Here is a 24,743-nt window from a genome sequence, read left to right as displayed (position 1 = left end):
ATGCTGCTGCGAGGACGACCCTCACGGACCGCGGTACCACCTCGCGTGCGTCGCCCTCCGGCGATGCCACTCTCACTGCGGCGATGACGGGCCTGCCCCGCTCGGTTCTACTTGCTGCGCCCCGTAACGGGGTCGACGCGTTCTTCCGAGAGCTCCCCGGTGATGGCCGGATCGATGCTGTTGCCACCATTCTACGCCGAGGCCGACCCGACCGGCATCCGCCTCCGCTCCGCGGCGAGCGCGTCGCGCGGGCTTGTGCGCTTCCCGCGGCCGGATCGCGGGATTCTCTCCGCGCGAAGCGCACATCCCCGCGGCGGATGAGCGCGGGAGCTCAGGCTGCGCGATGAAGTCCCTGCGCGATCGCCCGCATGATCCGGTCTTGCACAGCCGGCCACTCGAACATCATCTGCTGATAAGAGATCCGGATCACGTGATAGCCGAGCGCCAGCAGCTCCGCGTCATGCCGGATGTCCTCCGAGCGCTGGGCGCCGACGTGGTGCTTGCCGTCGATCTGAAGGACGAGTCGCTCACCGAGCAGGGCATCCACCCGGTGCCCGTGGATCCACGTCTGAATCCACAGCGGGATGCGAAGCCATCTCAGTCGGGGTCTGAGGTAGGTCTCCAAGCCCGCGTCCGCGAACGGCGTGGCCTCGTCGAGCAGTCGTCGGGCCGCGCTGCGCAACGGGAGGCGAGCAAGTGATGCCAGATCCACCAAGCCCTTGTTGAGCGCGGACTCCCAGGTGGCGAGCGCGTACTCAAACGGCTCGCATTCGGCGATGTTCGCCAACACGTTCTCGATCGGATCCTCGAGGATGTCCGGATGCCGTGGAATCAGCGGACGCCCCCAGTGGATCCGTGCCTTCGCGCCGACGTGGCCGGTCCTGTTCTCGGAGACCGCGACGTGCGGGAGTCCCTCGGGGTCGTGCACCCACAGTCCTAGCACTCTGGCCTGCGTGCGGCAGGTGATCACGACGCCGAAGCGGGCGGCTGAGACGAGCAGCGGACGCGCACCCGGCAGTGCGACCCACCCTCGCCGTGGCCGGAGGAGCAGCCCGGCCCGCACCGCGGCCTCGACGGCGCGGCGCCCGATCCCCGCGTCAGTCAGCCGGGCTGACCGCACGACTCCCCCGCGCGATTCGACGAAGCTGGTGATGTCACTGTCCGCTGGCATCCCAGCATCCTGCCCCTGCTCCCGCGTCACCGGACCTGCTTTTGCCGCGTCTGGGGACAGTCTCCGCCGCCAGCCAGGGTGTGGAGAGCAATAGCGCTGCGAACGCCCGTGCCCTCCGCGCGGCCTTGTACGCTTCGCGCGGATCACTTGCGGGATTCGCTCCGCGTGAAGCGCACAATCCCGCGGCAGGCGTCAGCCGGCGAGCACCTCAGCGTGGGAGCCGGGCCGTAGGGTCGAGGGCATGGCATCCCGCATCACCGCTCCCAAGGCTCCCGTCATCTCGGCCCCCGACCTGCCTGACCAGTTGAGCGACGCGGAGCCCTCGGCGCGCGCGGACCTCACGGCTGCGCGCATCGCTCTGCAAGACGCCACCGACCTCGCCCACTCCACGATCGAGCAGGGCGTGATCGAGGGGCAGGCCACCCGCCTCGACCTGCGCGGGGCGACGGTCTACGACGTCGAATTCTCCGGCATCCGCATCGCCGACCTGCAGTCCAGGGCACTCAACGGCCGGCGGATCCTTATCGCCGGGGGCCGGATCGGCACCCTGGATCTCACGGACGCCCGGCTCACCGAGGTCGAGATCCGCGACGTGCGCATCGACTACCTCACCCTCGCCGGGGCGCGCGTCGACCACATGCGGGTGAGCGGATGCACGATCACCACGCTCGACATGCCCCAAGCCGTGCTCTCCCGCGTCACATTCGAGAACACCGGCGCCGACGAGGTCGATCCGCGCGGCATGCGCGCCACGGACCTCGATCTGCGCGGGCTCGATGCGCTGTCCTACCTCGACGTCACTGCCCTCAAGGGCGCGACCCTCGACTCCCGCCAGGTGCAGCTGCTGGCACCCGCGCTCGCCGCCGCAGCCGGCATCCGCGTCATCGACTAACGCGTCCGGCCGCCAGCAGCTCCTGAGTGAACGGATGCTGCGGGTCCGCGAACACCCGCACGACCGGCCCCTGCTCGACGATCTCGCCATCCTGCATCACCAGCACGTCATCGCTCACCGCCGCGATCACCTCGAGATCGTGGGAGACGAACACCATCGTCAGCGAACGCTCACGCTGCAGCCGAACCAGCAGCTCCAACACCCGCTCCCGCACCGTCGGATCGAGTGCCGACACCGGCTCGTCGAGCACAAGCACCTGGGGATCGGCGGCGAGCGCGCGGGCGATCGCTGCCCGCTGCCGTTGCCCACCGCTGAGCTGCGCTGGCCGCCGTCGTCCGAGCGCCGGGTCAAGCCCCACCTCACGCATCAGTTCGGTCACCCGCTCGGCACGCACACCACGCGGCACCCCGGCTGCCTCGAGCGCCTCCCGCAGGGACCGCTCGATCCGCCAGCGCGGGTCGAACGCACCGAGGGGGTTCTGGTGCACGAGCTGCACCCGTTGCGGCGAAGCCCAACGCAGCTCCCCCGCGTCCGGATGCTCGACACCCACGAGCATCCGCGCGAGCGTGGTCTTGCCGGAGCCGGATTCGCCGACGATGCCGAGCGTGCGGCCGGCGTCGAGGCGGAAGGTCGCATCGCGCACCGCGGGACGCTCGAACGTCTTCGACACGGCATCCGCGTCAAGCAGCATCTCGCCAGCCGCCGCGACCGCCCGCGGTTCGTGCACGGTCGCCGCGACGAGCCGGCGGGTGTACTCCTCCCGCGGGGAAGCCAGCACCTCCGCCACAGGCCCCTCCTCCACCACGCGCCCGCCGCGCATGACGAGCACGCGATCGGCGACGCGGCTGACCGCGGCGAAGTCGTGACTGATGAACACCACCGCGGTACCGGCATCGGCGATCCCGCGCAGCAGCGCGAGCACGCGCGCCTGGACGGTGGCATCCAAGGCGGTCGTGGCTTCATCGGCGACGAGCACCTCCGGATCACCGGCGAGCGCAGAGGCGATCAGGGCGCGCTGGCGCAGTCCGCCGGAGAGCTGATGCGGGTACGCGCGGGCACGCCGCGCAGCATCCGGCATCGCGACCTGCTCCAGCAGCCGACGCGCGGTGGCCTCGCGCTCGCCGCGGGCCAGACCGTGGATCACGAGGGGCTCTTCGACCTCTGCGCCGATCCGCCGCAAGGGGTCGAGTGCGGCGAGCGCATCCTGGGCGACGAGCGCAATGCGACGACCGCGGAGCGCACGCCAACCCGGCTCGGCGAGTCGAGTGGCATCCACCCCCGCAATCGTGAGCTCGTCCACCTCGACGGTGGCTCCGTGAGGTGTGAGCCCCAGCAGAGCGCGGGCGGTGAGCGTCTTGCCGGCGCCGGATTCACCCACGATGGCCACACACTCCCCCGGCTGCACCCGGAACGACACGTCATCCACGACAGGTGCGGCGTCGAAGGCGATCCGAAGGCCGCTCACCTCGAGCGCGCTCATGCCTGCACCCCGTCGGCCCGGGCCCGGAGCGTTCGTCCGACCACGGTCGCGGCGATCACGGTCAGTGAGATCGCGAGTCCGGGAAAGACGGCCACCCACCAGGCGCTGCCGATCACGTTGCGCCCGCCCGAGAGCATCAGGCCCCATTCGGCTGTGGGCTCGGTGGGACCGAGACCGAGAAAGCTCAGCCCGGCAGCGGCGAGGATGCTCGAGCCGATCCCGATCGTTGCCAGCACGCTCAGCGAGCCGAGCACCCCTGGGGCCACATGCCGCACGAAGGCGCGCACCGGGCCGACCCCGAGGATGCGCGCGGCCTCGACGTGCTCGGCAAGACGCAACGTGCGGGTGTTCGTCCGTGCCAGGCGGATGTAGACCGGTACCGCCGCGATCGTGACGGCGATCGCGACGTTGAGGTGCCCCGGCCCGAGCAGCGCAACGACGATCAGGGCGATGAGGAACTCGGGGAAGGCGAGCACGATGTCGGTGATGCGCATCGCGATCGTGTCGATGACCCGCGGGGCGACGCCGGCGAGCGCACCGAGCACGAGGCCGACGATCAGTGCGAGTGACGTCGCCAGCAGTCCGATCCCGACCGATGGGCCGGCGCCGTAGATGACCCGCGAGTACACGTCCCGCCCGCTCTGGTCGGTGCCGAACAGGTGCTCGGCGCTCGGCGGCAGCAGCGCTGCCCGCACATCGGTCTGCAGCGGATCGTGTGTGGCGAACAGACCGGGGAACAGTGCCACCAGCGCCACGACGCCGAGGAAGCCCACCGCGACCCAGAACGCGACATCGCGCGGCCGCACCCGGCGCCGGCGCATCGCCTCCACCACGGTCATCCGATCGCCTCCCGTGCCGGGATCAGCCGGCGTGTGTTGCGCAAGCGCGGGTCCAGAAGCGGATGCGTGAGCTCGACGATCGTGTTGATGACGACGAACACGAGAGCACTGAGCATGATCACCCCGGTCACCACCGGCAGGTCACGGTCGAGGATCGCTGTCAGCGTCACCCGCCCCAGGCCCGGTCGGGCGAACACTGTCTCGACGAGCACCGCCCCGCCGAGCAGCGAGCCCACCAGGTATGCGGTGAGCGTCAGTGCCCCAGCAGACGCGTGCCGCAGCGTGTGCACGAAGGTGAGGCGCACCTCTCCCGCACCACGCGCCCGTACCGTCTCGGCGAAGGGCTGACGTTCGGCCTGATCGATCCCGTCACGCAGCACCTGCCCTATGAGCGCGGCCACCGGCAGGGCGAGGGTGATCGCCGGCAGCACGATCGTCGCCGGGTTCCGCGTGCCCGCCACCGGAAACCAGCCCAGCCCGAACGCGAACACCGCCAGCAGCACGAGCCCGATCCAGAACACCGGAGACGAGAGCACGACAAGTTCGGTGACATTCGCGATCACCCGCGGCGCCCCGCGACGCGCCAGCAGCGCGACAGCCAGGGCGAGCACGACCCCGATCAGCAGCGCGAGCAGCGTCAGCTGCACCGTCGGACCGAGCTGTCTGCCGATCACCTCGGCCACCGGCATCCGCAACTGGTAGGACTCCCCCAGATCACCGCGCAGCAGACCGCCCAGGTAGTCGAGGTACTGCTCCAGCGGCGGCCTGGTCAGGCCCAGCTCCTCCCGGATGCCGTCCTTCGTCGCCTCGGAGACCTGAGCGAGCGGCCCGAGCATCACATCGACCGGATCGCCGGGGATCACCCGGAACGCCAGGAACGCGAGCGTCGCCGCTCCCCACAGTACGAAGACCGCAGAGGCGACGAGCCCGACGATCCGGCGGATCACCGTGCGGCGACGGTGACGTCGTAGAAGAGTGGGCGACCGTACAGGTCGAACGCCAGTCCGGAGACGGTGTCGTTGACGGCCGTGATCAGTGACGGCGTGTACAGCGGCACGATCGCGGTGTAGGTCGCGTTCCACTCCTGGATCTGCTTGTACACGGCATCGCGGTCGGCCTGGTCCTGAGCGGTCAGGCCCTCGGTGAGCAGCGCATCGATCTCGGCATCCTTCACCTGCGAGGCGTTCTGGAAGCCTTCGCTGTGCAGGTGGCTGCGCAGGAGGTCGGGGTCGACGCCCGAGAAGCCCCAGTCGGTGATGTCGAAGGTCTTCGGGCCGTACTGCTCGTTGTACGCGGCGGGCTCGAGCACGTCGCGGGTGACCTCGAAGCCGACCTCGGCGAGATCCGACTGGATCGCGTTGGCCAGAGCGGTGCGGTCGTCGGGCACGGGCGTCCAGGCGATCCAGTTCGCGGTCAGGCGCTCGCCATCCTTCATGCGGATGCCGTCCTCACCGCGCTCGGTCCACCCGGCTTCGTCGAGCAGCGCGTTCGCCGCATCCTGGTCGAAGGCCCAGGTGCCCTCCACCTCGGCGTCGTAACCCGGCGTGGAGGCCGACAGCACGCTCCAGGCGCGCGGGAACTGGTCGAAGTAGATCTCCTCGACCGCGGCATCCACGTCGATCGCACGAGCGAATGCCTGACGCACCTTCTCGTCAGCGAAGACGCCGTGTGCCTCGTTGAGGAAGAGCGAGTACGGCAGCCCGGGGTACTCGATCGAGTCGACCTCGACGCCCTCCGGCAGCTGGCCCACCTGGCTCGGCGGGATGTTGCTGGCGAGGTCTGCCTCGCCGCTCGCGACGACGCCGGTGCGAACGGATGCCTCCGGCAGGATCTCGACACGCAGGGTCTCGAACCCAGGCGCCTTCTCGCCGTGGGGGCCCCAGGCGTAGTCGTCGTTGCGGGTGTACACCAGCTCCTGGTCGGGGGTGTATTCGGTGAGCACGAACGGTCCGGTGCCGACGTTGACGTCGGGGCCGCCGGCCTTGAGCTCGTCGCCTGCCTCGGCAAGCACCTTGGGCGACCAGAAGCCGAGCTGGGCGGTGCTCGCCGCCTGCAGGAACGGCGCGTAGGGCTGGGTGAAGCGGACGGCGACCTCGTAGTCGCCGAGCACGTCGGTGCCTGCATACAGTTCGCCGCCGAGCATGCTCGCGGCCTGAGCCGAGACCGTGTCGGGGTCGATGATGCGGTCGAAGTTCGCCTTCACCGCTGCGGCGTCGAAGGGCTCGCCGTCGTGGAAGGTCACGTCGTCACGCAACTGGAACGTGTAGGTGGTGCCGTCTTCGGACACCTCCCAGCTCTTGGCCAGCCATGGGGAGAACGAGCCGTCGGTCTCCTGGAACACGAGCGAGTCCAGCACCTGGCGCTGCACCATGCCCGACACGTCGAGCTGGCTGATCTGCGGGTCCATGTGGCCGGCAGAGAGGTTGGCACCCTCGATAGCCCAGACGACCTCACCGGACGGGTCGGCGTCGGATGCCGCATCGGTGGCCCCGGTGGCGCACGCGGTGAGGACGAGAGCGGATGCCGCGAGGAACGCGGCGAGGGGAAGAATACGGCGCACAGCGGATGCGGGCATGGCAGTCCTCAAGAAGGAAGAATCGGGATGCCCTCAGTCTACTCGGGATTCTTGGACGGGATCGAGATAGCCGACGCCCGCCGTCGTGCGGCTAAACTGGCCGCACACCCCACACTCAGGCACGCTCACACAGTGCCGCACACATCGCTCAAGGAGACCTTCATGTCCGCGATCCCCGACAAGCCCGCCCTCGAAGGTCTCGAAGCGAAGTGGGGTGACGCGTGGTCCGAGCAGGGCACCTTCCGCTTCGACCGCACCGCCGCCGAGGCATCCGGTCGCGACAGCGTCTACTCGATCGACACCCCGCCGCCGACGGCATCCGGCAGCCTCCACATCGGCCACGTGTTCTCCTACACGCACACCGACATCAAGGCCCGCTTCGAGCGCATGCGCGGCAAGAAGGTGTTCTACCCGATGGGTTGGGACGACAACGGTCTGCCCACCGAACGTCGTGTGCAGAACTACTACGGCGTGCGCTGCGACCCCTCGCTCCCCTACGATCCCGACTTCACGCCGCCGTTCGAGGGCGGCGACAACAAGTCCAGTCGCGCCGCCGACCAGCTGCCGATCAGCCGCCGCAACTTCATCGAGCTGTGCGAGCGCCTGACCGAAGAGGACGAGAAGCACTTCGAAGCGCTGTTCCGCCAGCTCGGCCTCAGCGTCGACTGGACGCAGACGTACCGCACCATCTCGAACGACACGATCCGCCAGAGCCAGCTCGCGTTCCTGCGCAACCTCGAGCGCGGCGAGGCGTACCAGTCGCTCGCGCCCACGCTGTGGGACATCGACTTCCGGTCGGCGATCGCGCAGGCAGAGCTCGAGGACCGCGACCAGCAGGCCTCGTACCACACCATCGACTTCCCGTTCGCGGACGGCTCGGGTGCCATCACCATCGAGACGACCCGCCCCGAGCTGCTGCCCGCGTGCGTCGCGATCGTGACGCACCCGGAGGGGCCGCACAAGCACCTCATCGGCACCAAGGTGCGTACGCCGTTCTTCGGCGCCGAGGTCGAGATCCACGGACACCACCTCGCCCAGCCCGACAAGGGAACGGGTGCGGCGATGGTCTGCACCTTCGGTGACGTGACCGACATCATCTGGTGGCGCGAGCTGCGCACCACCGAGGGTTGCGACCTGCCGAACATGACCACGATCGGACTCGATGGCCGCTTCCTGCCCGAGGCGCCGTCGATCATCGCCGACGCGGAGGCGCGCGACTGGTACGCGAGCGAGGTGGCGCGGAAGACCGTGTTCTCGGCACGCAAGGCCATCGTCGAGAAGCTGCAGGAGACCGGCGACATGACCGCCGTCGGCAAGCCGTTCAACCACGCCGTGAAGTTCTTCGAGAAGGGTGACCGTCCGCTCGAGATCGTCTCGACGCGTCAGTGGTACATCCGCAACGGCGCGCGCGACGCCGAACTGCGCGAGCAGCTCATCGCCAACGGACAGGAGCTGTCCTGGCATCCCGAGTTCATGCGCGTGCGCTACGAGAACTGGGTGGGCGGCCTCACCGGTGACTGGCTGGTGTCGCGCCAGCGCTTCTTCGGTGTGCCGATCCCGGTCTGGTATGCGCTCGATGAGAACGGTGAGCGTGACTACGACCGCGTGATCGTTCCCGAGGCCGCCAGCCTGCCTGTCGACCCCACTACCGACGTTCCCCCCGGGTACACCGAGGACCAGCGCGGTGTGGCCGGCGGTTTCGAGGGCGAGCAGGACATCTTCGACACCTGGGCGACCTCGTCGCTCACCCCGCAGCTGGCCGGCGGTTGGCAGCGTGATGAGACCCTGTGGAACCTCGTCGCCCCGTTCGACCTGCGCCCGCAGGGCCAGGACATCATCCGCACCTGGTTGTTCTCGACGATGCTGCGCTCCACCCTCGAGGATCACCGTCCGGCGTGGCGCAACGCCGCGATCTCGGGATTCATCGTCGACCCCGACCGCAAGAAGATGTCGAAGTCGAAGGGCAACGTCGTCACGCCTGCCGACATCCTCGACAAGCACGGCTCGGATGCGGTGCGGTACTGGTCGGCGTCCAGCCGCCTGGGCATGGATGCGGCGTTCGACCCGCAGAACCCGACCCAGGTGAAGATTGGTCGTCGTCTGGCGATCAAGGTCCTCAACGCCGCGAAGTTCGTGCTCTCGTTCCCCGTGCCCGAGGGCGCGCAGGTGACGCACGCGCTGGACGCGTCGATGCTCACGGCCCTCGACGGCGTCGTGCGCGAGGCCACCAAGGCGTACGAGAACTACGACCAGGCGCGTGCGCTCGAGCTCACCGAGGCGTTCTTCTGGACGTTCTGCGACGACTACCTCGAGCTGGTCAAGGAGCGCGCCTACAACCAGAACGATGTGGGACAGGCATCCGCTGCTCTCGCGCTGCGTCTGGCCCTGTCGACGCTGCTGCGCCTGCTGGCACCGATCATCTCGTTCGCGACCGAGGAAGTCTGGTCGTGGTTCGAGGAGGGTTCGGTGCACACAGCTTCGTGGCCGGAGCCGCTGGGCATCGAGGGTGACACGGCGATCCTCGCCGCCGCCAGCGAGGCATTGATCGGCATCCGCCGCGCCAAGACCGAGGCCAAGGCCTCGCAGAAGACGCCGGTCGCGCGTGCCGTGATCGCGGCGCCGGCTGCGAAGCTGGATGCGCTGCGCGCGGCCGCCGACGACCTGCGCGCGGTGGGCCGGATCGACGAGCTCGGCTTCGCGGATGCTGAGGAGTTCGCGGTCACCGAGATCGAGCTCGCGCCGGTGGAGGCGTGATGCAGCTGGGCACGCGCTGGGCGGCCGGGACGGTGCCACCGGCATCCGTACCCGCCGACCTGCGCCCGGCGATCGCCGACGTCGAGGCGAAGCTCGCCGCGTCGCCCGATGGGCCCGCGAGCCCGTCGCCTGGGTCCCTGAGCCCGTCGTCTGGGTCCCTGAGCCCGTCGAAGGGCTACTGGACCCTCACCTGGCTCGAGGGCCGCGCGATCGCCGAGCTCGACGCGGGCTGGGAAGTCGTGCAGACGGCATCCGGCGAGGTCATCGCCCGCCCCTTCGAAGACTGACCTCCCTTCGTTTCCCCTCTCGCTCCTCCCTTCGCCGAGACCCCGTCTTATCGCCGAGACCCCTGGCTGTGGTCGCCCATAGCCAGGGGTCTCGGCGCGTACTGGGGGTCTCGGCGGAGGTGCGGGATGGGGTCGGCGGAGGTGCGGGATGGGGTCGGCGGACGGGCGGGAGGGGTCAGCGCAGGGGTAGGCCCAGGTGCGCGAGAGCGAGGTCCACGGCGCGGGGATCCTGGCGGCGGGTCTGCTGCTCGCGCAGCAGGTCGAGCGCGAGCTCACGCCGCTCGGCGCGGGCGGTGATGCGCTTCTCGGCATGCGCGGTCAGCCATGCGGCGATGCGCAGCGCACGGCGCTCACCACGCGTGGGCGAGACGAGGTGCAGTGTTGCAGCGGTCATGACTCAGCCCTTCTGGATAGACCCTCGGCCGGTCGCCGTGGGTAGGTCGAAGATCTCGGCCCGGAGTGACACGCGCCGAGTTCCCGGCGCTCCCTCCTGGCCCCGGTAGCGCTCGACGGCGGCATCGATGATGCCCGTGAGCTCCTCCCTCACCTCGGCCATCTGCGCGGGCGTGAGGTCAAGCATCGTCGTCATCACCAGTCCTGCGTCGCGCCATTCCTCTGGCTGCTCAGCCGCGGGACGGTTGATGTACTCCATCAGCGTCTGATGACGCAGACGGAAGAACTCAGCGGTGACGATCTGCGCCGCGGCGCGGTTGGACGGCGACATCGTGTCATCTGGCCCCGGCAGGGTCACCCGACCCTTGGGGCGCTCCCACCAGCGTTCGCGCGCCGTGCCGCGACCGGGAACCTCACGGATGAGGTCATGTGCGGCGAGGGCGCGCAGGTGATAGCTCGTCGCGCCGGAGGTCTCACCGATCAGCGCGGCCAGACTGCTGGCCGTCTGCGGCCCCCTTTCACTGAGGAGGTCATAGATGCGCACTCGCAGCGGGTGGGCCAACGCCTTCAGTGCCCCTGCCTCGATGGTGCGCCCCTGCTCGTTGTTCGTCATGGATGCAAAGATACTCTTGCAAATACTTCTTTGCAAGCATTTCTTTGCATCCGTCCCGCGGCTTCTTTTCGCCGACACCCCGGGCTTTCGCCCACACCCCGTGCTATGGGCGTCCACAGCACGGGGTGTCGACGAGAAAGCGGGGTCTCGGCGCCTGGCGGCCGGCGTCAGGATTGAGGGCGCAAGCGGGCGTCAGGCGACGGCGGCGCGAGCGGCGACGAATGCCGACACGCAGCGCTCCACCTGCTCGGGCGTGTGCGCGGCCGAGAGCTGCACACGAATGCGGGCCAGACCGCGCGGCACCACGGGGAAGCTGAACGCCGTGACGTACACGCCCTGCTTCTGCATCTCCGCCGCGATCCGCGCCGTCAGCGCCGCGTCACCGAACATCACAGGGACGATCGGGTGCTCCCCCGGCAGCAGCTCGAAGCCCTCCTCGGTCATGCGCCGGCGGAGCAGCTCGGCGTTCTCGCGCAGCTGCGCCCGCAGCGCCGCCGAACCCTCGACGAGATCGAGCGCGGTCAGCGTGCCGGCGACGATCGAGGGAGCGAGCGTGTTGGAGAACAGGTACGGCCGCGAGCGCTGGCGCAAGAGCGCGACGATGTCCTGGTGTGCGGCGACGTACCCACCGGAGGCACCACCGAGGGCCTTGCCGAAGGTGCCGGTGTAGATGTCGACGCGATCCTGCACGCCGCACAGCTCGGGTGTGCCACGACCGTTCTCACCCACGAAGCCAACGGCATGGGAGTCATCGACGAACACCAAGGCGTCATAGCGCTCGGCGAGGTCGCAGATCTCCTGCAGCGGCGCGATGTAGCCATCCATCGAGAACACGCCGTCGGTGACGATCACGCGGAACCGCGCGTCGGATGCCGCCTGCAGCTGTTCTTCCAGATCGGCCATGTCGCGGTTGCGGTAGCGGAACCGGCGCGCCTTCGACAGGCGGATGCCGTCGATGATCGACGCATGATTCAGCTCGTCCGAGATGATCGCGTCCTCGGCGCTGAAGAGGGTCTCGAACACGCCCCCGTTGGCGTCGAAACACGACGAGTAGAGGATCGCGTCGTCGGTGCCGAGAAAGGCGGCGAGACGGCGTTCGAGTTCGAGATGCTGCTCCTGGGTGCCGCAGATGAAGCGCACACTGGCCAGGCCGTACCCCCACTCCTGGAGCGCATCGGTCGCTGCCGCAAGAATGCGCTCGTCATCGGCGAGGCCGAGATAGTTGTTGGCGCAGAAGTTCAGCACTTCCACACCGTCGGCGACGATCTCGGCGTTCTGCGGCCCCCGGATGCCCCGCTCGTGCTTGGTCAGGCCCGCTTCTTCGATTCCGGCGAGTTCTGCCGCGAGGTGCTGCTGAAAGCTGGTGTACATCACAGTTCCGTCCAGTCGAGGATGATCTTGCCGGTTCCGGCGGATTCGGCGGCGGCGAAGCCGCGCTCCCAGTCACGTGCGGGGATGACGTCGGCGATCACGCGAGTGATCGACTCGCGCAGCACGGGACTCGTCTGCAGCATCGCCCCCATGGCGTTCCACGTCTCGAACATCTCGCGGCCATACACGCCCTTGATCGTGAGCATATGCGTGACGAGCTTGCCCCAGTCGATCTCGAACCCGCTGCTGGGAAGGCCGAGCATGGCGATACGTCCGCCGTGGTTCATGTTGTCGATCATGGCGGGAAGCGCTGAGGGTGCGCCGCTCATCTCGAAGCCGATGTCAAAGCCCTCGCGCATCCCGAGCGCCGCCTGAGCCTCACGGATGTCGTGCTGCGAGACATCGACCACCTGATCCGCGCCCATGCTGCGCGCCATCTCCAGTCGCGGGGCGCTGACGTCGGTCGCGGTGATGAAGCGCGCGCCGGCGTGCCGGGCGACCGCGATAGCCATGAGCCCGATCGGCCCGCAGCCGGTCACGAGAACGTCCTCGCCGACGAGGGGGAACATCAGCGCCGTGTGCACGGCGTTGCCGAGCGGGTCGAAGATGGCTCCCAGCTCCGGTGTCACATCGGCATGGTGCACCCACACGTTGGTCGCGGGCAGTGACAGGTACTCGGCGAAGGCGCCGTCGCGCTGCACTCCGAGCCCGACGGTGCGGATGCACATCTGCCGGCGCCCGGCCCGGCAGTTGCGGCAGGTGCCGCACACGATGTGCCCTTCGCCCGAGACGCGGTCGCCGACGGCGATGTCGTGCACCAGCGGGCCGACCTCGACGACCTCGCCATAGAACTCGTGCCCGGGGATGAGCGGCGCGGAGACGGCGGAGGCCGCCCAGTCGTCCCACTTGCGGATGTGCAGATCGGTGCCGCAGATACCCGTGCGCAGCACCTTGATGATCACCTCGTCCGCGCCGGCGACGGGATCCGGCCGCTCCACGAGCTCGAGACCGGCAGCGCGTGCTCCCTTGAACAGTGCCTTCATACTCCGATCCCAGCGCACCTGATCATGTAGAACAACCGGCAACTTCTGCACTGTTGCTGTAGAGCAATCTAAACTAAGACCGTGGAACTCCATCAGTTGCAGATCCTGCGCGAGCTCGGCGCTCTCGGCAGCGTGACCGCGGTGGCGGACGCGCTGAACGTGACGCCTTCTGCGGTCTCGCAGCAGTTGGCCGCACTGCAGCGCGGATTCCGCACACCCCTCACCCGCAAAGACGGCCGCCGGCTCACCCTGACCTCAGCCGGCGAGGTGCTCGCCACCGCCGGCGCCGAGGCGATCGACGCGATGGCAGCAGCCCGCAATGCCATCGACGAGTTCGAGGGGGATGCCAGCGGCACAGTCTCGATCAGCGGCTTCCACAGCGCCGGGCAGGCACTGTTCGGTCCCCTGATCCGGGCGCTCGCGGCATCCGATCCCACCCCCGGCGTGCGGCTGACCGACGAGGACGTCGCGCAGAGCGAGTTCCCCGCGCTCACCTCCCGGTACGACCTCGTGCTTGCACATCGGATGGAACATTCTGCACCGTGGCCGACTCAGGGCATCCGATCTCTCACCCTGGTGCGGGAACCGCTCGACGTCGCCGTCGCCACCTCCCATCCCCTGGCGTCCCGCGGGGTTCTCACCCCCGCCGACGTTGCCGCCGAGCTGTGGGTGACGAGCAGGGTCGGCTACTCCCCCGATGACGTGCTGCGCGCGGTTGCCGCCGTCACGAACCGGGCGCCGCAGGTGCAGCACCGTATCAACGATTACGGTGCCGTCGCGGCGGTGGTCGCCGCCGGTGGCGTGATCGGGATGCTGCCCAGGTACACCTCGCGCAGTGTGGACGAGCGCGACATCGTGCGTCTTCCCTTGCAGGGAGTCAGCACCCACCGCATGATCGACCTGCTGGCGCGCCCCGAAGCGCTGCATCGACGATCGGTGCGGGTGGTCATCGAGGCCCTGCAGCGGGTGATGGCGAGGCTCACCGAATAGGCTCATCGGATGACCGACGCCACGAATCCGCTGCTGCATCCGTCCGGCCTGCCCTACGAACTTCCCGACTTCCGCGCCATCCGCCCTGAGCACTATCTGCCCGCGTTCGAGGTCGCCTTCGCCGAGCACCGACGCGAAATCGACGCGATCACTCGGGCACGCTCGGCGCCGACCTTCGAGAACACGATTGCGGCGATCGAGCGGGCCGGCGAGACCTTGGACCGTGTCGCCCACGTGTTCTACACGGTCAGCTCGGCTGACGCTACGGCCGAGATCCAGCAGATCGAGGAGGTGCTCGCGCCGCTGATGGCAGCGCACGAAGACGCCATCCGTCTCGACGAGCGACTCTACTGGCGCGTCGCGCAGGTGCACGAACGACTCGACGACATCGAGCTGACGGCCGAGCAGCGCTATCTGGTGCAGCGTCACTTCCGTGAGATGACGCATGCCGGTGCGGCTCTGGATGCTGAGGCGAAGGCCACCCTCACGGCGCTGAACCAGAGACTCTCGTCGCTCAGCACCACGTTCGAGAAGAACCTGCTGGCCGACACCAATGATCTTGCTGTCGCCTTCGACGACGTGACGGCTCTCGCTGGACTGTCGACGGGTGAGCTCAGCGCGGCGGCACGCGCCGCCTCCGAACGTGGACTTCAGGGGCAGTGGCTGATCACACTCCCCCTGTTCACCGGGCATCCCGCCCTCGCGTCCCTGCGCGATCGTGAGAGCCGGCGCCGCATCATGTCGGCATCGCTGGCGCGAGGCTCCCGCGGCAACGCGTATGACAACCGCGGCGTGGTGCAAGAGATCGTGCGCCTGCGCGCCGAACGCGCCGCCCTGCTCGGTTATGCCTCGCATGCGGCTTACGTGACCGCTGACGAGACCGCCGGATCTCCCGAGGCAGTCGAGCGGATGCTGCGCGAGCTGGCCGCGCCGGCAGCGCGGAACGTGGAGCGCGAGCGGGCGGCCCTGCAGGAGCTCATCGACGACTCCGATGCCCCGTACGCGCTCGAGGCCCACGACTGGGCCTACGTCACCGAGCGGGTTCGGCAGGCCAGATACGACATCGACACGGCCGCGCTGCGACCCTTCTTCGAGGCCGAGCGCGTGTTGCAGGACGGCGTCTTCTTCGCTGCGACACAGTTGTACGGCGTGACGTTCACCGAACGGCACGACCTCGTCGCCTACCACCCCGGTGCCCGCGTGTTCGAGGTGACGGATGCCGATGGCTCCCCGGTCGGCCTGTACGTGCTCGATCTGTACACGCGCGACTCCAAGCGTGGTGGCGCGTGGATGAACCCGATCGTGAGCCAGTCGGCGCTGCGCGGCACGCTCCCCGTCGTCGTCAACAACCTCAACGTTTCCGAGCCCGGCGAGGGAGAACCGACCCTGCTGACGCTCGACGAGGTGACAACGCTGTTCCACGAGTTCGGGCACGCCCTGCACGGTCTGTTCGCCCGTGTCACGTACCCGCACTTCGCCGGCACGAACGTGTTCCGCGACTTCGTCGAGTTCCCGAGCCAGGTCAACGAGATGTGGATCTTGTGGAGCGAGGTGCTGGACAACTACGCCCGCCATCACGAGACCGGCGAGCGGCTCGACCCGGCCATCGTCGAGCGTCTGCGGGCGACGGAGACGTTCGATCAGGGGCACGCGACGGCCGAGTATCTGGCCGCGTCGTGGCTCGATCAGGCCTGGCACCGTCTCGCGCCGGATGCTGTGGTCGCTGACGTCGCCGCGTTCGAGGCTGCGGCCCTCGCCGACATCGGGCTCGATTCGCCTGTGGTTCCCACGCGCTATTCGTCGACCTACTTCGCCCACGTCTTCGCCGGTGGGTACAGCGCCGGCTACTACTCGTACATCTGGAGCGAAGTGCTCGACGCGGACACCGTCGACTGGTTCCGCGAGAACGGCGGACTCACCCGGGAGAACGGCGACCGGTTCCGCGCGCGCCTGCTCGGGGTCGGCGGGTCGACGGATCCGCTGGAGGCGTACCGCGACTTCCGCGGGCGGGATGCCGAGATTGCTCCGCTGCTGAAGCGACGCGGCCTGGATGGCTGACGACGCACGCTCAGAGGATGCTCAGGCGCGCCCGCGCCGCGCGAGGACGTCGCGTGCGAGATACCAGGTGAGCAGGTGATAGCTCTGCTCGAGCTGAGGCCCTGCGGCCTCGAGGGGCATCAGGTGCACGGCGATGGCCTCACTGTCATCGAGTGATCGCTCGCCGGTGGGGACGCACCCGGTCGCCAGGAAGTGGTGCACGCGGTTGCTGTGGTTGCCGAAGTTCGCCCAGGTGGCGCCGAGGTCGATGAGCTCGCCGGCGGCATAGCCGGTCTCTTCCCGCAGTTCGCGACGCGCGGCGGCGAGTGCAGACTCCCCTTCTTCGACGGCGCCGCCGATCGTGCCGAGCGCCACGACACCGGCGCCGTGCCGGTACTCCTCGACGATGACCGCGTCTCCGTCGGTCGTGATCGCGAGCACCGAGATCCAGTCGGCCGGCTCGAGCACGTAGTAGGGCGCGATCTCGTGCCCGCGGTCGTCGCGGCAGTCATCAGCGCGCAGGTGGATCCATCGGTCGGAGACCACTGTCCTGCTGCCGATCACCGTCCACGGTGTGGGCGTGTGATTCGACACGTGCCGAGGTCAGGCGCTCTTGCGTTTGCGAGCCATGACGATCGTGGGCGGGGCCCCGTCGTCCACGGCGGCCTTGGTGACGACCACCTTCGCGACGTCTTCTGCCGACGGGATCTCGAACATGATCGGACCGAGCACGTCTTCGAGGATCGCGCGCAGGCCTCGGGCGCCGGTCTTTCGCTCGACGGCGAGATCAGCGATCGAACGCAGAGCCTCTTCGTCGAACTCAAGCTGCACCCCATCGAGCTCGAACATGCGCTGGTACTGCTTGACCAACGCGTTCCGTGGACCGGTGAGGATGTCGATGAGGGCGTCCTGGTCGAGCGGTGACACCGAGGTCACCACGGGCAGCCGCCCGATGAACTCGGGGATCAGACCGAACTTGTGCAGGTCTTCGGGGAGCACCTCGCTGAACAGGTCGAGGTCTTTGCCCTTGTCGTGCAGCGGGGCGCCGAAGCCGACGCCGTGCTTGCCCACGCGGGACGAGACGATGTCTTCCAGGCCGGCGAAGGCACCGGCCACGATGAACAGCACGTTGGAGGTGTCGATCTGCAAGAACTCCTGGTGCGGATGCTTGCGCCCACCCTGCGGGGGAACGGATGCCACCGTGCCCTCGATGATCTTCAGCAGCGCCTGCTGCACACCCTCACCCGACACGTCGCGGGTGATCGAGGGGTTCTCGGCCTTGCGGGCGATCTTGTCGACCTCGTCGATGTAGATGATGCCGGTCTCGGCGCGCTTGACGTCGTAGTCGGCGGCCTGGATGAGCTTGAGCAGGATGTTCTCGACATCTTCGCCGACGTAGCCCGCCTCGGTGAGCGCCGTGGCGTCGGCCACCGCGAACGGCACGTTCAGGCGCTTGGCGAGCGTCTGTGCGAGGTAGGTCTTGCCGCACCCGGTGGGGCCGATGAGCAGGATGTTGCTCTTGGCGATCTCGACCTCGTCGGCCTTTTGCTCGGCAGGCTGCAGGGTGCCGCGGGCGCGGATGCGCTTGTAGTGGTTGTAGACGGCGACAGCGAGAGCCTTCTTCGCGGGCTCCTGACCGACGACGTACTCCTCGAGGAAGGAGAAGATCTCACGCGGCTTGGGCAACTCGAAATCGGCGACCGCACCGTCGGCGGACTCGGCCATGCGCTCTTCGATGATCTCGTTGCACAGCTCGACGCACTCATCGCAGATGTACACGCCGGGGCCGGCGATGAGCTGCTGCACCTGCTTCTGGCTCTTTCCGCAGAATGAGCACTTGAACAGGTCGGCGCTTTCACCGATGCGTGCCATACGCTTCCTCCTCGAAAGATCGTCCTCTGAGCCTAACCGCTGGGTCAGACACCGGGGCGGATTGGCGCGCACAACGAGGGCCCGGCACCACCAGTCGGCGGAACCGGGCCCTCGTGTCAGAACCGATCGTCAGATCATGCTCTTGGTGTGCCACACGGTCTTGGTCTCCACGAACGCGGTGATGCGCGTCGGGCTCGCATCGATCGACGCCGTGTCCGGCACCGGGGGCAGAACCCGCTTCAGCGTGTCAGCAGCGGCGATCTCGAGGTCGACCCATTCCAGGTCAGCAGCGCCGGCCAGGTCGAGGGCGTTCACGTCGGCGTGCGAAGCGAGCCACGGCGCCATCTCCGCAGGCGAGCCCGTGAGCACGTTGACCACGCCACCGGGCACATCGCTGGTGGCCAGCACCTCGGCCAGGCTGATCGCCGAGAGCGGGAACCGCTCGCTGGCGATGGCGACGACCGTGTTGCCGGTGACCAGCGCCGGCGCCACGACCGAGACGAACCCGAGCAGTGCCGTGTCCTGCGGGGCCACGACGGCGACGACGCCCGTGGGCTCGGGCACCGAGATGTTGAAGTACGGTCCGGCGACCGGGTTGGCATTGCCCGCGACCTGGGCGTACTTGTCGCACCATCCGGCGTACCAGACCCACAGGTCGATCGCGGCGTCCACCTGCGCGCCGGCGACAGCGGCACTGACGCCCTCCTGGGCGACGATCTCGTCGACGAACTGCGCCCGGCGCCCCTCAAGGATCTCGGCGACGCGGTACAGCACCTGACCACGGTTGTACGCGGTCGCGCCCGACCAGCCCTTGACGGCGCCGCGCGCGGCGACGACGGCATCCCTGGCATCCTTGCGCGACGCCAGCGCGGCATTGGCGAGGAAGTCGCCCTTGGCCGAGAGCACCTCGTAGGTGCGGCCGGACTCGCTGCGCGGGAAGGCACCGCCGATGGCGAGCTTGTACGTCTTCGGCACGGTCAGTCGCTTGCTCATGCGGAGGCTCCCTTCAGGTAGGCGGTGAGTCCGTGGCGGCCGCCCTCGCGGCCATAGCCAGACTCCTTGTATCCGCCGAACGGGCTCGACGGGTCGAATCGGTTGAACGTGTTGGCCCACACCACACCGGCGCGCAGCTTGTCGGCGACGGCGAGGATGCGCGATCCCTTGTCGCTCCAGATACCGGCCGACAGGCCGTACGGGGTGTTGTTGGCCTTGGCGATGGCCTCGGCCGGGGTGCGGAAGGTCAGCACCGACAGCACCGGCCCGAACACCTCGTCGCGAGCGATGCGGTGCGCGGCCTCGACGCCGGTGAAGATCGTCGGGGCGAACCAGAAGCCCTGCTCCGGAATCGCGCAGTCGGCGGTCCACCGCGCCGCTCCCTCGGCCTCACCGATGTCGCTGAGCTCACGGATGCGGGCCAGCTGCGCGGCCGAGTTGATCGCTCCGATGTCGGTGTTCTTGTCGAGCGGGTCGCCGAGGCGCAGCGTCGAGAGGCGGTGCTTGAGCCGGTCGATGACCTCGTCGTGGATCGACTCCTGCACCAGCAGGCGGCTGCCGGCGCAGCACACGTGGCCCTGGTTGAAGAAGATGCCGTTGACGATGCCCTCGACGGCCTGGTCGATCGGTGCGTCGTCGAACACGATGTTCGCCGCCTTGCCACCGAGCTCGAGCGTGAGCTTCTTCTTGGTGCCCGCGACCGCCTTGGCGATGTCGCGGCCGACGCCGGTCGACCCGGTGAAGGCCACCTTGTCGACGTCGGGGTGGCGCACGAGGGCTGCGCCGGTCGCCCCGGCACCCGTGACGATGTTGACGACGCCGGCGGGCAGATCAGCCTGCTGCAGGATCTCGGCGAAGATCAGCGCCGTGAGCGGCGTGGTCTCTGCGGGCTTGATCACGACCGTGTTGCCCGCGGCCAGCGCCGGGGCGACCTTCCACGCGAGCATGAGCAGCGGGAAGTTCCACGGGATGACCTGGCCGGCCACACCGAGCGCCCTCGGGTTCGCACCGAGGCCGGCGTAGTCGAGCTTGTCGGCCCAGCCGGCGTAGTAGAAGAACCAGGATGCCACCAGCGGCACATCCACGTCGCGGCTCTCCTTGATCGGCTTGCCGTTGTCGAGGCTCTCGGCGACGGCAAGCTCGCGGGCGCGTTCCTGCACGAGGCGAGCAATGCGGAACAGGTACTTGCCGCGGTCGCGGCCGCTCATCTTCGACCACACCTTGTCGTACGCGCGGCGGGCAGCGGCGACGGCGCGGTCGACGTCCTCTTCCGAGGCGGCCGAGATCTCGGCGATGCTGGTCTCGTCGGCGGGCGAGATGGTGTGGAAGCTCGTGCCGGTGCCATCGACGAACTCGCCATTGATGAACAGCCCGTAGCTGTCGCGCAGGTTGAGGACGGACTTCGACTCGGGAGCCGGAGCGTATTCCAGGAATGACATATCAGGTCCTTGGCTTTCTGAACGTGTCGGCGGGCTCAGTCGATCGTGAGGTAGTCGGGGCCCGAGTAGTGGCCGCTGATCAGCTTCTGTCGCTGCATGAGCACGTCGTTGAGCAGGCTCGATGCGCCGAAGCGGAACAGGTGCGGCTGCAGCCACTCCTCGCCCGCCGTCTCGGCGACCGTGACGAGGTACTTGATGGCATCCTTCGACGAGCGGATGCCGCCGGCCGGCTTCACGCCGATCTTCTCGCCGGTGGCGCGGTACCAGTCGCGCACGGTCTCGAGCATGAGCAGCGTGGTGGGCAAAGTCGCGGCGCGCTGCACTTTGCCGGTCGACGTCTTGATGAAGTCACCGCCGGCGAGGATCGAGAGCCACGAGGCGCGCTTGATGTTGTCGTAGGTGTTGAGCTCGCCGGTCTCCATGATGACCTTGAGCGAGGCGTAGCTGCCGTCCTCACGGCGGCAGGCTTCCTTGACTCGAGCGATCTGGTCGAACACCAGCCCGTAGCGCCCTTCGAGGAAGGCACCGCGGTCGATCACCATATCGATCTCATCGGCGCCGGCCGCGACGGCCTCGGCGGTGTCGGCGAGCTTGATCTCCAGCGACGAACGACCAGAAGGGAAGGCGGTGGCGACGGCGGCAACCGAGATGAGGCCGTCGTCGGGATCGCCGTGCAGCGCGCCGAGCGCGTCGACGGCGTGGCCGACCATGTCGCCGTACACGCACACAGCCGCCACCCGCGGGGTCGTGGGGTCGGCGGCATCCGGGTTCTTCGCCTTCGCGACCAGCGAGCGCACCTTGCCGGCGGTGTCAGCCCCCTCGAGGGTGGTCAGGTCGATCAGCGAGATGATCTTGTCGAGGGCCCAGGCCTTCGAGGTGGTCTTGATCGAACGCGTGCCCAGTGCGGCAGCACGCTGCTCCAGGCCCACCGCATCGACACCGGGAAGGCCGTGCAGGAAGCGACGCAGAGTGGCGTCGTCCGGTTCACCTCCCAGCACGTCGACCGCGTTGCGGCGCGTCAGTTCCTTGGTCGTCATCGTTCCTCCAACAATGCTCTTGCGGTGTTCTCGTCTGTGATGATCACGGTGCACAGGCCGCTGCTGACCACTGTGCGGGCGATGTCGTGCTTGGCCGCACCGGCGGTCACGAAGACGGCGCGATCGGCGGCGCGCAGCCGGTCAAGGCCCACGCCGACGGTGCGGGCGTCGAGCTGCGCGTCGACGATGTTGCCCTCCGCATCGATATAGCGGCCGAGCACATCGCCCACCGCACCGCGACGGGCGAGCTCGGCGACATCCTCGGCGGTGAGGTAGCCGTTCTCGACGTGCGCGGAGTCGGCCTCTGCGGGGCCGGCAGTGAAGAGGTAGGCGCTGGCGTGCGCGGCCTGGTCGAGGATGCCCGCGACGAAACGATCAGCTTCAATGGCCTGCTTCGTCTCGACACGTTCGAGGATCGCCGGGCTCGGCAGCAGCACGGCCTGACCGGCGGCACGGTGGGCGATCGTGGTGGCCAGAGTTGCGGCACCGCCGGATCGGCGGTTCAGGCTCACTCCCCCGTTCGCCTGCACCACCGTCACTCCGTTGGCCCACCCGTCGGGCAACGCCTCGGCGATCGCGGTAAGCGTGCGGCCCCAACTCACCGCGAGGGTGCGCGGCACGGGGCGCATCGCAGTGAGGTAGTCGGCCGCCGCGAGGGCCACGCGATCGAGCAGCCCCGCCTGATCTTCTGGGGCAGGCACCACGATGGCGTCGGAGATGCCGAAAGCGTCGACGAGGCGACGTTCGAGCCCCAGCCGGCGGGCACGCGGATGCACGATCTCGATGCGGACGATGCCACGCTCGCGCGCCTGCGTGAGGAGCCGCCCGACCTTCCAGCGGGAGATGTCGAGCAGAGCGCCGATCTCATCCTGCGTCTTGTTCTCGTCATAGGAGAGCTCTGCGACGCGGACCATCAGCAGCTCGTCATCCATGGCATCCTCCTCTGACTACATCGTAGGAGTTCTCCGTCACGCGCGCACGCTCTTGCTCATATGAGCACACGCGCACCGGGGTGCGCACATCCGTGGGGACGACGAAGGGCGGCCCGGAGATCCGGACCGCCCTTCGTCTGTCGCTGCGCGTCAAGCGCGCTTGCGGCTGGTGAGCACCTGGTCGACGATGCCGTACTCCAGCGCCTCAGACGCCGAAAGGATCTTGTCGCGGTCGATGTCGCGGTTGACCTGCTCGACCGACTTGCCGGTGTGGCGGGCCATGGTCTCCTCGAGCCACGTCCGCATACGCAGGATCTCCGCGGCCTGGATCTCGATGTCGGAGGCCTGGCCGTGACCGGCCTCACCCATCGCCGGCTGGTGCATGAGCACGCGGGCGTTGGGCAGCGCGAGTCGCTTGCCGGGGGCGCCGGCGGCCAGCAGCACGGATGCGGCAGACGCGGCCTGACCCAGGACGACCGTCTGAATCTGCGGCGCGACGTACTGCATGGTGTCGTAGATCGCCGTCATCGCGGTGAACGAGCCACCGGGCGAGTTGATGTACATCGTGATGTCGCGCTCGGAGTCCTGGCTCTCCAGAACCAGCAGCTGCGCCATCACGTCGTCGGCCGACGCATCGTCGACCTGCACGCCGAGGAAGATCACGCGGTCTTCGAACAGCTTGTTGTACGGGTCCTGACGCTTGAAGCCATAGGCGGTGCGCTCTTCGAACTGCGGGAGCACGTAGCGGCTCTCGGGCAGGTTTCCGGCAGCGCGGAAGGTGGGGGTGTACATAGGTGTGTTGCTCCTGCCTTAGTTCGTCGCTGCCGTGCCGCCGCCACCGTGCACGTCGGTCGCGTGCTCACGGATGTGGTCGACGAAGCCGTACGCGAGTGCCTCGTCCGCGGTGAACCAGCGGTCGCGGTCACCGTCGGCGTCGATCTGTTCGACCGTCTTGCCGGTCTGCGATGCGGTGATCTCGGCGAGACGCTTCTTCATCGAGAGGATGAGCTGCGCCTGCGTCTGGATGTCGCTCGCGGTGCCGCCGAAGCCACCATGCGGCTGGTGCAGCAGCACGCGCGCGTTCGGGGTGATGTACCGCTTGCCCTTGGTGCCGCTGGTCAGCAGCAGCTGACCCATCGAGGCGGCCATGCCGATGCCGACGGTCACGATGTCGTTCGGGACGAACTGCATGGTGTCGTAGATCGCCATTCCTGCGGTGATCGAGCCACCGGGCGAGTTGATGTAGAGGTAGATGTCCTTCTCAGGGTCTTCTGCAGCGAGAAGGAGGATCTTCGCGCAGATCTCGTTCGCGTTCTCGTCACGCACCTCGGAACCGAGCCAGATGATGCGGTCCTTCAGCAGCCTGTCGAAGACACTTGTCGCCATGAGTGGTTCAGCCATGTCAGCTCCTGCTTCCGTGTTTCGGTGATTTGAATCTATCGGGGATAACGCACGCCACCGGCCGTGTTCGCCGTCGGCATATCAGCGTGGCGGCGCGAGTTCCCGCGCGTAGGCGGTGACCGATCGGGTGTAGCGCGGAAGGTGCGGAGCCAGGGCCTCCAGCGCGATCGCTGCGGCCCGCAGCGGGTCGCCGGCACTTGCCAGAGCGAGGGCGTAGAAGGCGGATGCGGCATCCTGCAGAGCGCCGCCACGCTCACGCTCCTGCGCGAGCAGCTCGAGGCTCTCCCCCGCCCGGCCGAGGTTGCGCAACGTGCTGGCGAGCTGAATCGTCGCCTGCGCGCGGAGACCGTCTGGGAGCCCCAGCTCGAGGGCTCGGCGGTAGAGCGGTTCCGCACCTTGTTCGTCACCGGCCGAGTCCCGGGCGCCAGCGCGCTCGAAGTACGCGCGCGCCTCATCAGGCGCATGTGGCGCCAGTGTGTCGATGAGCGCGATGCGATCGGCGTCTGTGAGGCTCGCGTCATTCCAGACGGCGTCCACCCGTTGCTGCCACTCATCCATCGTCTACCTCCAGGGAACGAGAGAAGGCGGATGCCGAAGCACCCGCCTTCTCGTCAGGAATGATCC

23 protein-coding genes are annotated in these 24,743 nt (G+C 68.3%); 5 read left to right on the top strand and 18 right to left on the bottom strand.

Annotated elements, in window-relative coordinates:
- Window positions 1-331 precede the first annotated feature (331 nt).
- Window positions 332-1,171, bottom strand: a complete 840-nt coding sequence (locus WDU93_RS08160) for a DUF559 domain-containing protein (RefSeq protein ID WP_337319402.1) — start codon at window positions 1,169-1,171, stop codon at window positions 332-334.
- A 241-nt stretch (window positions 1,172-1,412) separates the two neighbouring features.
- On the opposite strand from WDU93_RS08160, the gene WDU93_RS08155 reads away from it, so the two are divergent.
- Complete coding sequence (locus WDU93_RS08155) at window positions 1,413-2,063, top strand: pentapeptide repeat-containing protein (RefSeq protein ID WP_337319400.1); 651 nt, start codon at window positions 1,413-1,415, stop codon at window positions 2,061-2,063.
- On the opposite strand, the gene WDU93_RS08150 is transcribed toward WDU93_RS08155, so the two are convergent.
- From WDU93_RS08150 to WDU93_RS08135, 4 genes are read right to left on the bottom strand one after another with little or no spacing between them, the layout of a single operon-like run.
- A complete protein-coding gene (locus WDU93_RS08150; protein ID WP_337319398.1) occupies window positions 2,053-3,543 on the bottom strand; it encodes an ABC transporter ATP-binding protein in 1,491 nt (496 codons plus the stop codon). The genes WDU93_RS08155 and WDU93_RS08150 overlap by 11 nt on opposite strands.
- Window positions 3,540-4,382 carry an ABC transporter permease gene (locus tag WDU93_RS08145; protein WP_337319396.1) on the bottom strand — a complete coding sequence of 281 codons (843 nt, stop codon included), beginning with the start codon at window positions 4,380-4,382 and terminating at the stop codon, window positions 3,540-3,542. Before WDU93_RS08145 ends, WDU93_RS08150 begins: the two co-directional genes overlap by 4 nt.
- A complete protein-coding gene (locus tag WDU93_RS08140) occupies window positions 4,379-5,329 on the bottom strand; it encodes an ABC transporter permease (protein ID WP_337319394.1) in 951 nt (316 codons plus the stop codon). The genes WDU93_RS08145 and WDU93_RS08140 overlap by 4 nt, the downstream gene beginning before the upstream one ends.
- A complete protein-coding gene (locus WDU93_RS08135; protein WP_337319392.1) occupies window positions 5,326-6,957 on the bottom strand; it encodes an ABC transporter substrate-binding protein in 1,632 nt (543 codons plus the stop codon). The genes WDU93_RS08140 and WDU93_RS08135 overlap by 4 nt, the downstream gene beginning before the upstream one ends.
- A gap of 162 nt (window positions 6,958-7,119) precedes the next feature.
- On the opposite strand from WDU93_RS08135, the gene valS reads away from it, so the two are divergent.
- Both valS and WDU93_RS08125 read left to right on the top strand, forming a co-directional pair.
- On the top strand, window positions 7,120-9,711 hold the full coding sequence (gene valS / locus WDU93_RS08130; protein WP_337319390.1) for a valine--tRNA ligase: 2,592 nt from the start codon (window positions 7,120-7,122) through the stop codon (window positions 9,709-9,711).
- Window positions 9,711-9,998 (top strand): hypothetical protein, encoded by a 288-nt coding sequence (locus tag WDU93_RS08125; RefSeq protein WP_337319389.1) that lies wholly within the window; start codon window positions 9,711-9,713, stop codon window positions 9,996-9,998. The genes valS and WDU93_RS08125 overlap by 1 nt, the downstream gene beginning before the upstream one ends.
- A 175-nt stretch (window positions 9,999-10,173) precedes the next feature.
- On the opposite strand, the gene WDU93_RS08120 is transcribed toward WDU93_RS08125, so the two are convergent.
- The 4 genes from WDU93_RS08120 to tdh form a co-directional block, all read right to left on the bottom strand.
- Window positions 10,174-10,392 (bottom strand): hypothetical protein, encoded by a 219-nt coding sequence (locus WDU93_RS08120; RefSeq protein ID WP_337319387.1) that lies wholly within the window; start codon window positions 10,390-10,392, stop codon window positions 10,174-10,176.
- A gap of 3 nt (window positions 10,393-10,395) precedes the next feature.
- Complete coding sequence (locus tag WDU93_RS08115) at window positions 10,396-11,004, bottom strand: ArsR/SmtB family transcription factor (protein ID WP_337319385.1); 609 nt, start codon at window positions 11,002-11,004, stop codon at window positions 10,396-10,398.
- A 192-nt stretch (window positions 11,005-11,196) separates the two neighbouring features.
- Window positions 11,197-12,375 carry a glycine C-acetyltransferase gene (locus WDU93_RS08110; RefSeq protein ID WP_337319383.1) on the bottom strand — a complete coding sequence of 393 codons (1,179 nt, stop codon included), beginning with the start codon at window positions 12,373-12,375 and terminating at the stop codon, window positions 11,197-11,199.
- Complete coding sequence (tdh, locus tag WDU93_RS08105; RefSeq protein ID WP_337319382.1) at window positions 12,375-13,418, bottom strand: L-threonine 3-dehydrogenase; 1,044 nt, start codon at window positions 13,416-13,418, stop codon at window positions 12,375-12,377. Before tdh ends, WDU93_RS08110 begins: the two co-directional genes overlap by 1 nt.
- A gap of 81 nt (window positions 13,419-13,499) precedes the next feature.
- Here tdh and WDU93_RS08100 point away from each other — a divergent pair, with 81 nt between their 5' ends.
- Both WDU93_RS08100 and WDU93_RS08095 read left to right on the top strand, forming a co-directional pair.
- On the top strand, window positions 13,500-14,408 hold the full coding sequence (locus WDU93_RS08100) for a LysR family transcriptional regulator (protein WP_337319380.1): 909 nt from the start codon (window positions 13,500-13,502) through the stop codon (window positions 14,406-14,408).
- Between the two features lie 9 nt (window positions 14,409-14,417).
- Entirely contained in the window at window positions 14,418-16,466 is a 2,049-nt protein-coding gene (locus WDU93_RS08095) for a M3 family metallopeptidase (protein WP_337319378.1), read from the top strand.
- Between the two features lie 21 nt (window positions 16,467-16,487).
- On the opposite strand, the gene WDU93_RS08090 is transcribed toward WDU93_RS08095, so the two are convergent.
- The 9 genes from WDU93_RS08090 to WDU93_RS08050 all read right to left on the bottom strand — a co-directional run bounded on the left by WDU93_RS08090 (window position 16,488) and on the right by WDU93_RS08050 (window position 24,677).
- Complete coding sequence (locus WDU93_RS08090) at window positions 16,488-17,039, bottom strand: NUDIX hydrolase (RefSeq protein WP_337319376.1); 552 nt, start codon at window positions 17,037-17,039, stop codon at window positions 16,488-16,490.
- A gap of 9 nt (window positions 17,040-17,048) precedes the next feature.
- On the bottom strand, window positions 17,049-18,317 hold the full coding sequence (clpX, locus tag WDU93_RS08085; protein ID WP_337319374.1) for an ATP-dependent Clp protease ATP-binding subunit ClpX: 1,269 nt from the start codon (window positions 18,315-18,317) through the stop codon (window positions 17,049-17,051).
- Window positions 18,318-18,446: 129 nt separating this feature from the next.
- A complete protein-coding gene (locus WDU93_RS08080; RefSeq protein ID WP_337319372.1) occupies window positions 18,447-19,310 on the bottom strand; it encodes an aldehyde dehydrogenase family protein in 864 nt (287 codons plus the stop codon).
- Window positions 19,307-20,749 carry an aldehyde dehydrogenase family protein gene (locus WDU93_RS08075; protein ID WP_337319370.1) on the bottom strand — a complete coding sequence of 481 codons (1,443 nt, stop codon included), beginning with the start codon at window positions 20,747-20,749 and terminating at the stop codon, window positions 19,307-19,309. The genes WDU93_RS08080 and WDU93_RS08075 overlap by 4 nt, the downstream gene beginning before the upstream one ends.
- Before the next feature lie 35 nt (window positions 20,750-20,784).
- Window positions 20,785-21,786 carry a deoxyribose-phosphate aldolase gene (deoC, locus tag WDU93_RS08070; protein ID WP_337319369.1) on the bottom strand — a complete coding sequence of 334 codons (1,002 nt, stop codon included), beginning with the start codon at window positions 21,784-21,786 and terminating at the stop codon, window positions 20,785-20,787.
- A complete protein-coding gene (locus WDU93_RS08065; RefSeq protein ID WP_337319367.1) occupies window positions 21,783-22,718 on the bottom strand; it encodes a sugar-binding transcriptional regulator in 936 nt (311 codons plus the stop codon). Before WDU93_RS08065 ends, deoC begins: the two co-directional genes overlap by 4 nt.
- Window positions 22,719-22,868: 150 nt before the next feature.
- Window positions 22,869-23,510: an ATP-dependent Clp protease proteolytic subunit gene (locus WDU93_RS08060; RefSeq protein WP_337319365.1), complete on the bottom strand. Its 642-nt coding sequence runs from the start codon at window positions 23,508-23,510 to the stop codon at window positions 22,869-22,871.
- An 18-nt stretch (window positions 23,511-23,528) separates the two neighbouring features.
- Window positions 23,529-24,158, bottom strand: coding sequence for an ATP-dependent Clp protease proteolytic subunit (locus WDU93_RS08055; protein WP_337319481.1), 630 nt, complete (start codon window positions 24,156-24,158; stop codon window positions 23,529-23,531).
- Between the two features lie 42 nt (window positions 24,159-24,200).
- Complete coding sequence (locus tag WDU93_RS08050; protein ID WP_337319363.1) at window positions 24,201-24,677, bottom strand: tetratricopeptide repeat protein; 477 nt, start codon at window positions 24,675-24,677, stop codon at window positions 24,201-24,203.
- Between the last annotated feature and the right edge of the window lie 66 nt (window positions 24,678-24,743).

This window comes from Microbacterium istanbulense (genome assembly GCF_037204145.1).
Taxonomy (GTDB): domain Bacteria; phylum Actinomycetota; class Actinomycetes; order Actinomycetales; family Microbacteriaceae; genus Microbacterium; species Microbacterium istanbulense.
Note: the sequence above shows the minus strand (reverse complement) of the source record. Positions and strands in the feature narration are given on the sequence as shown.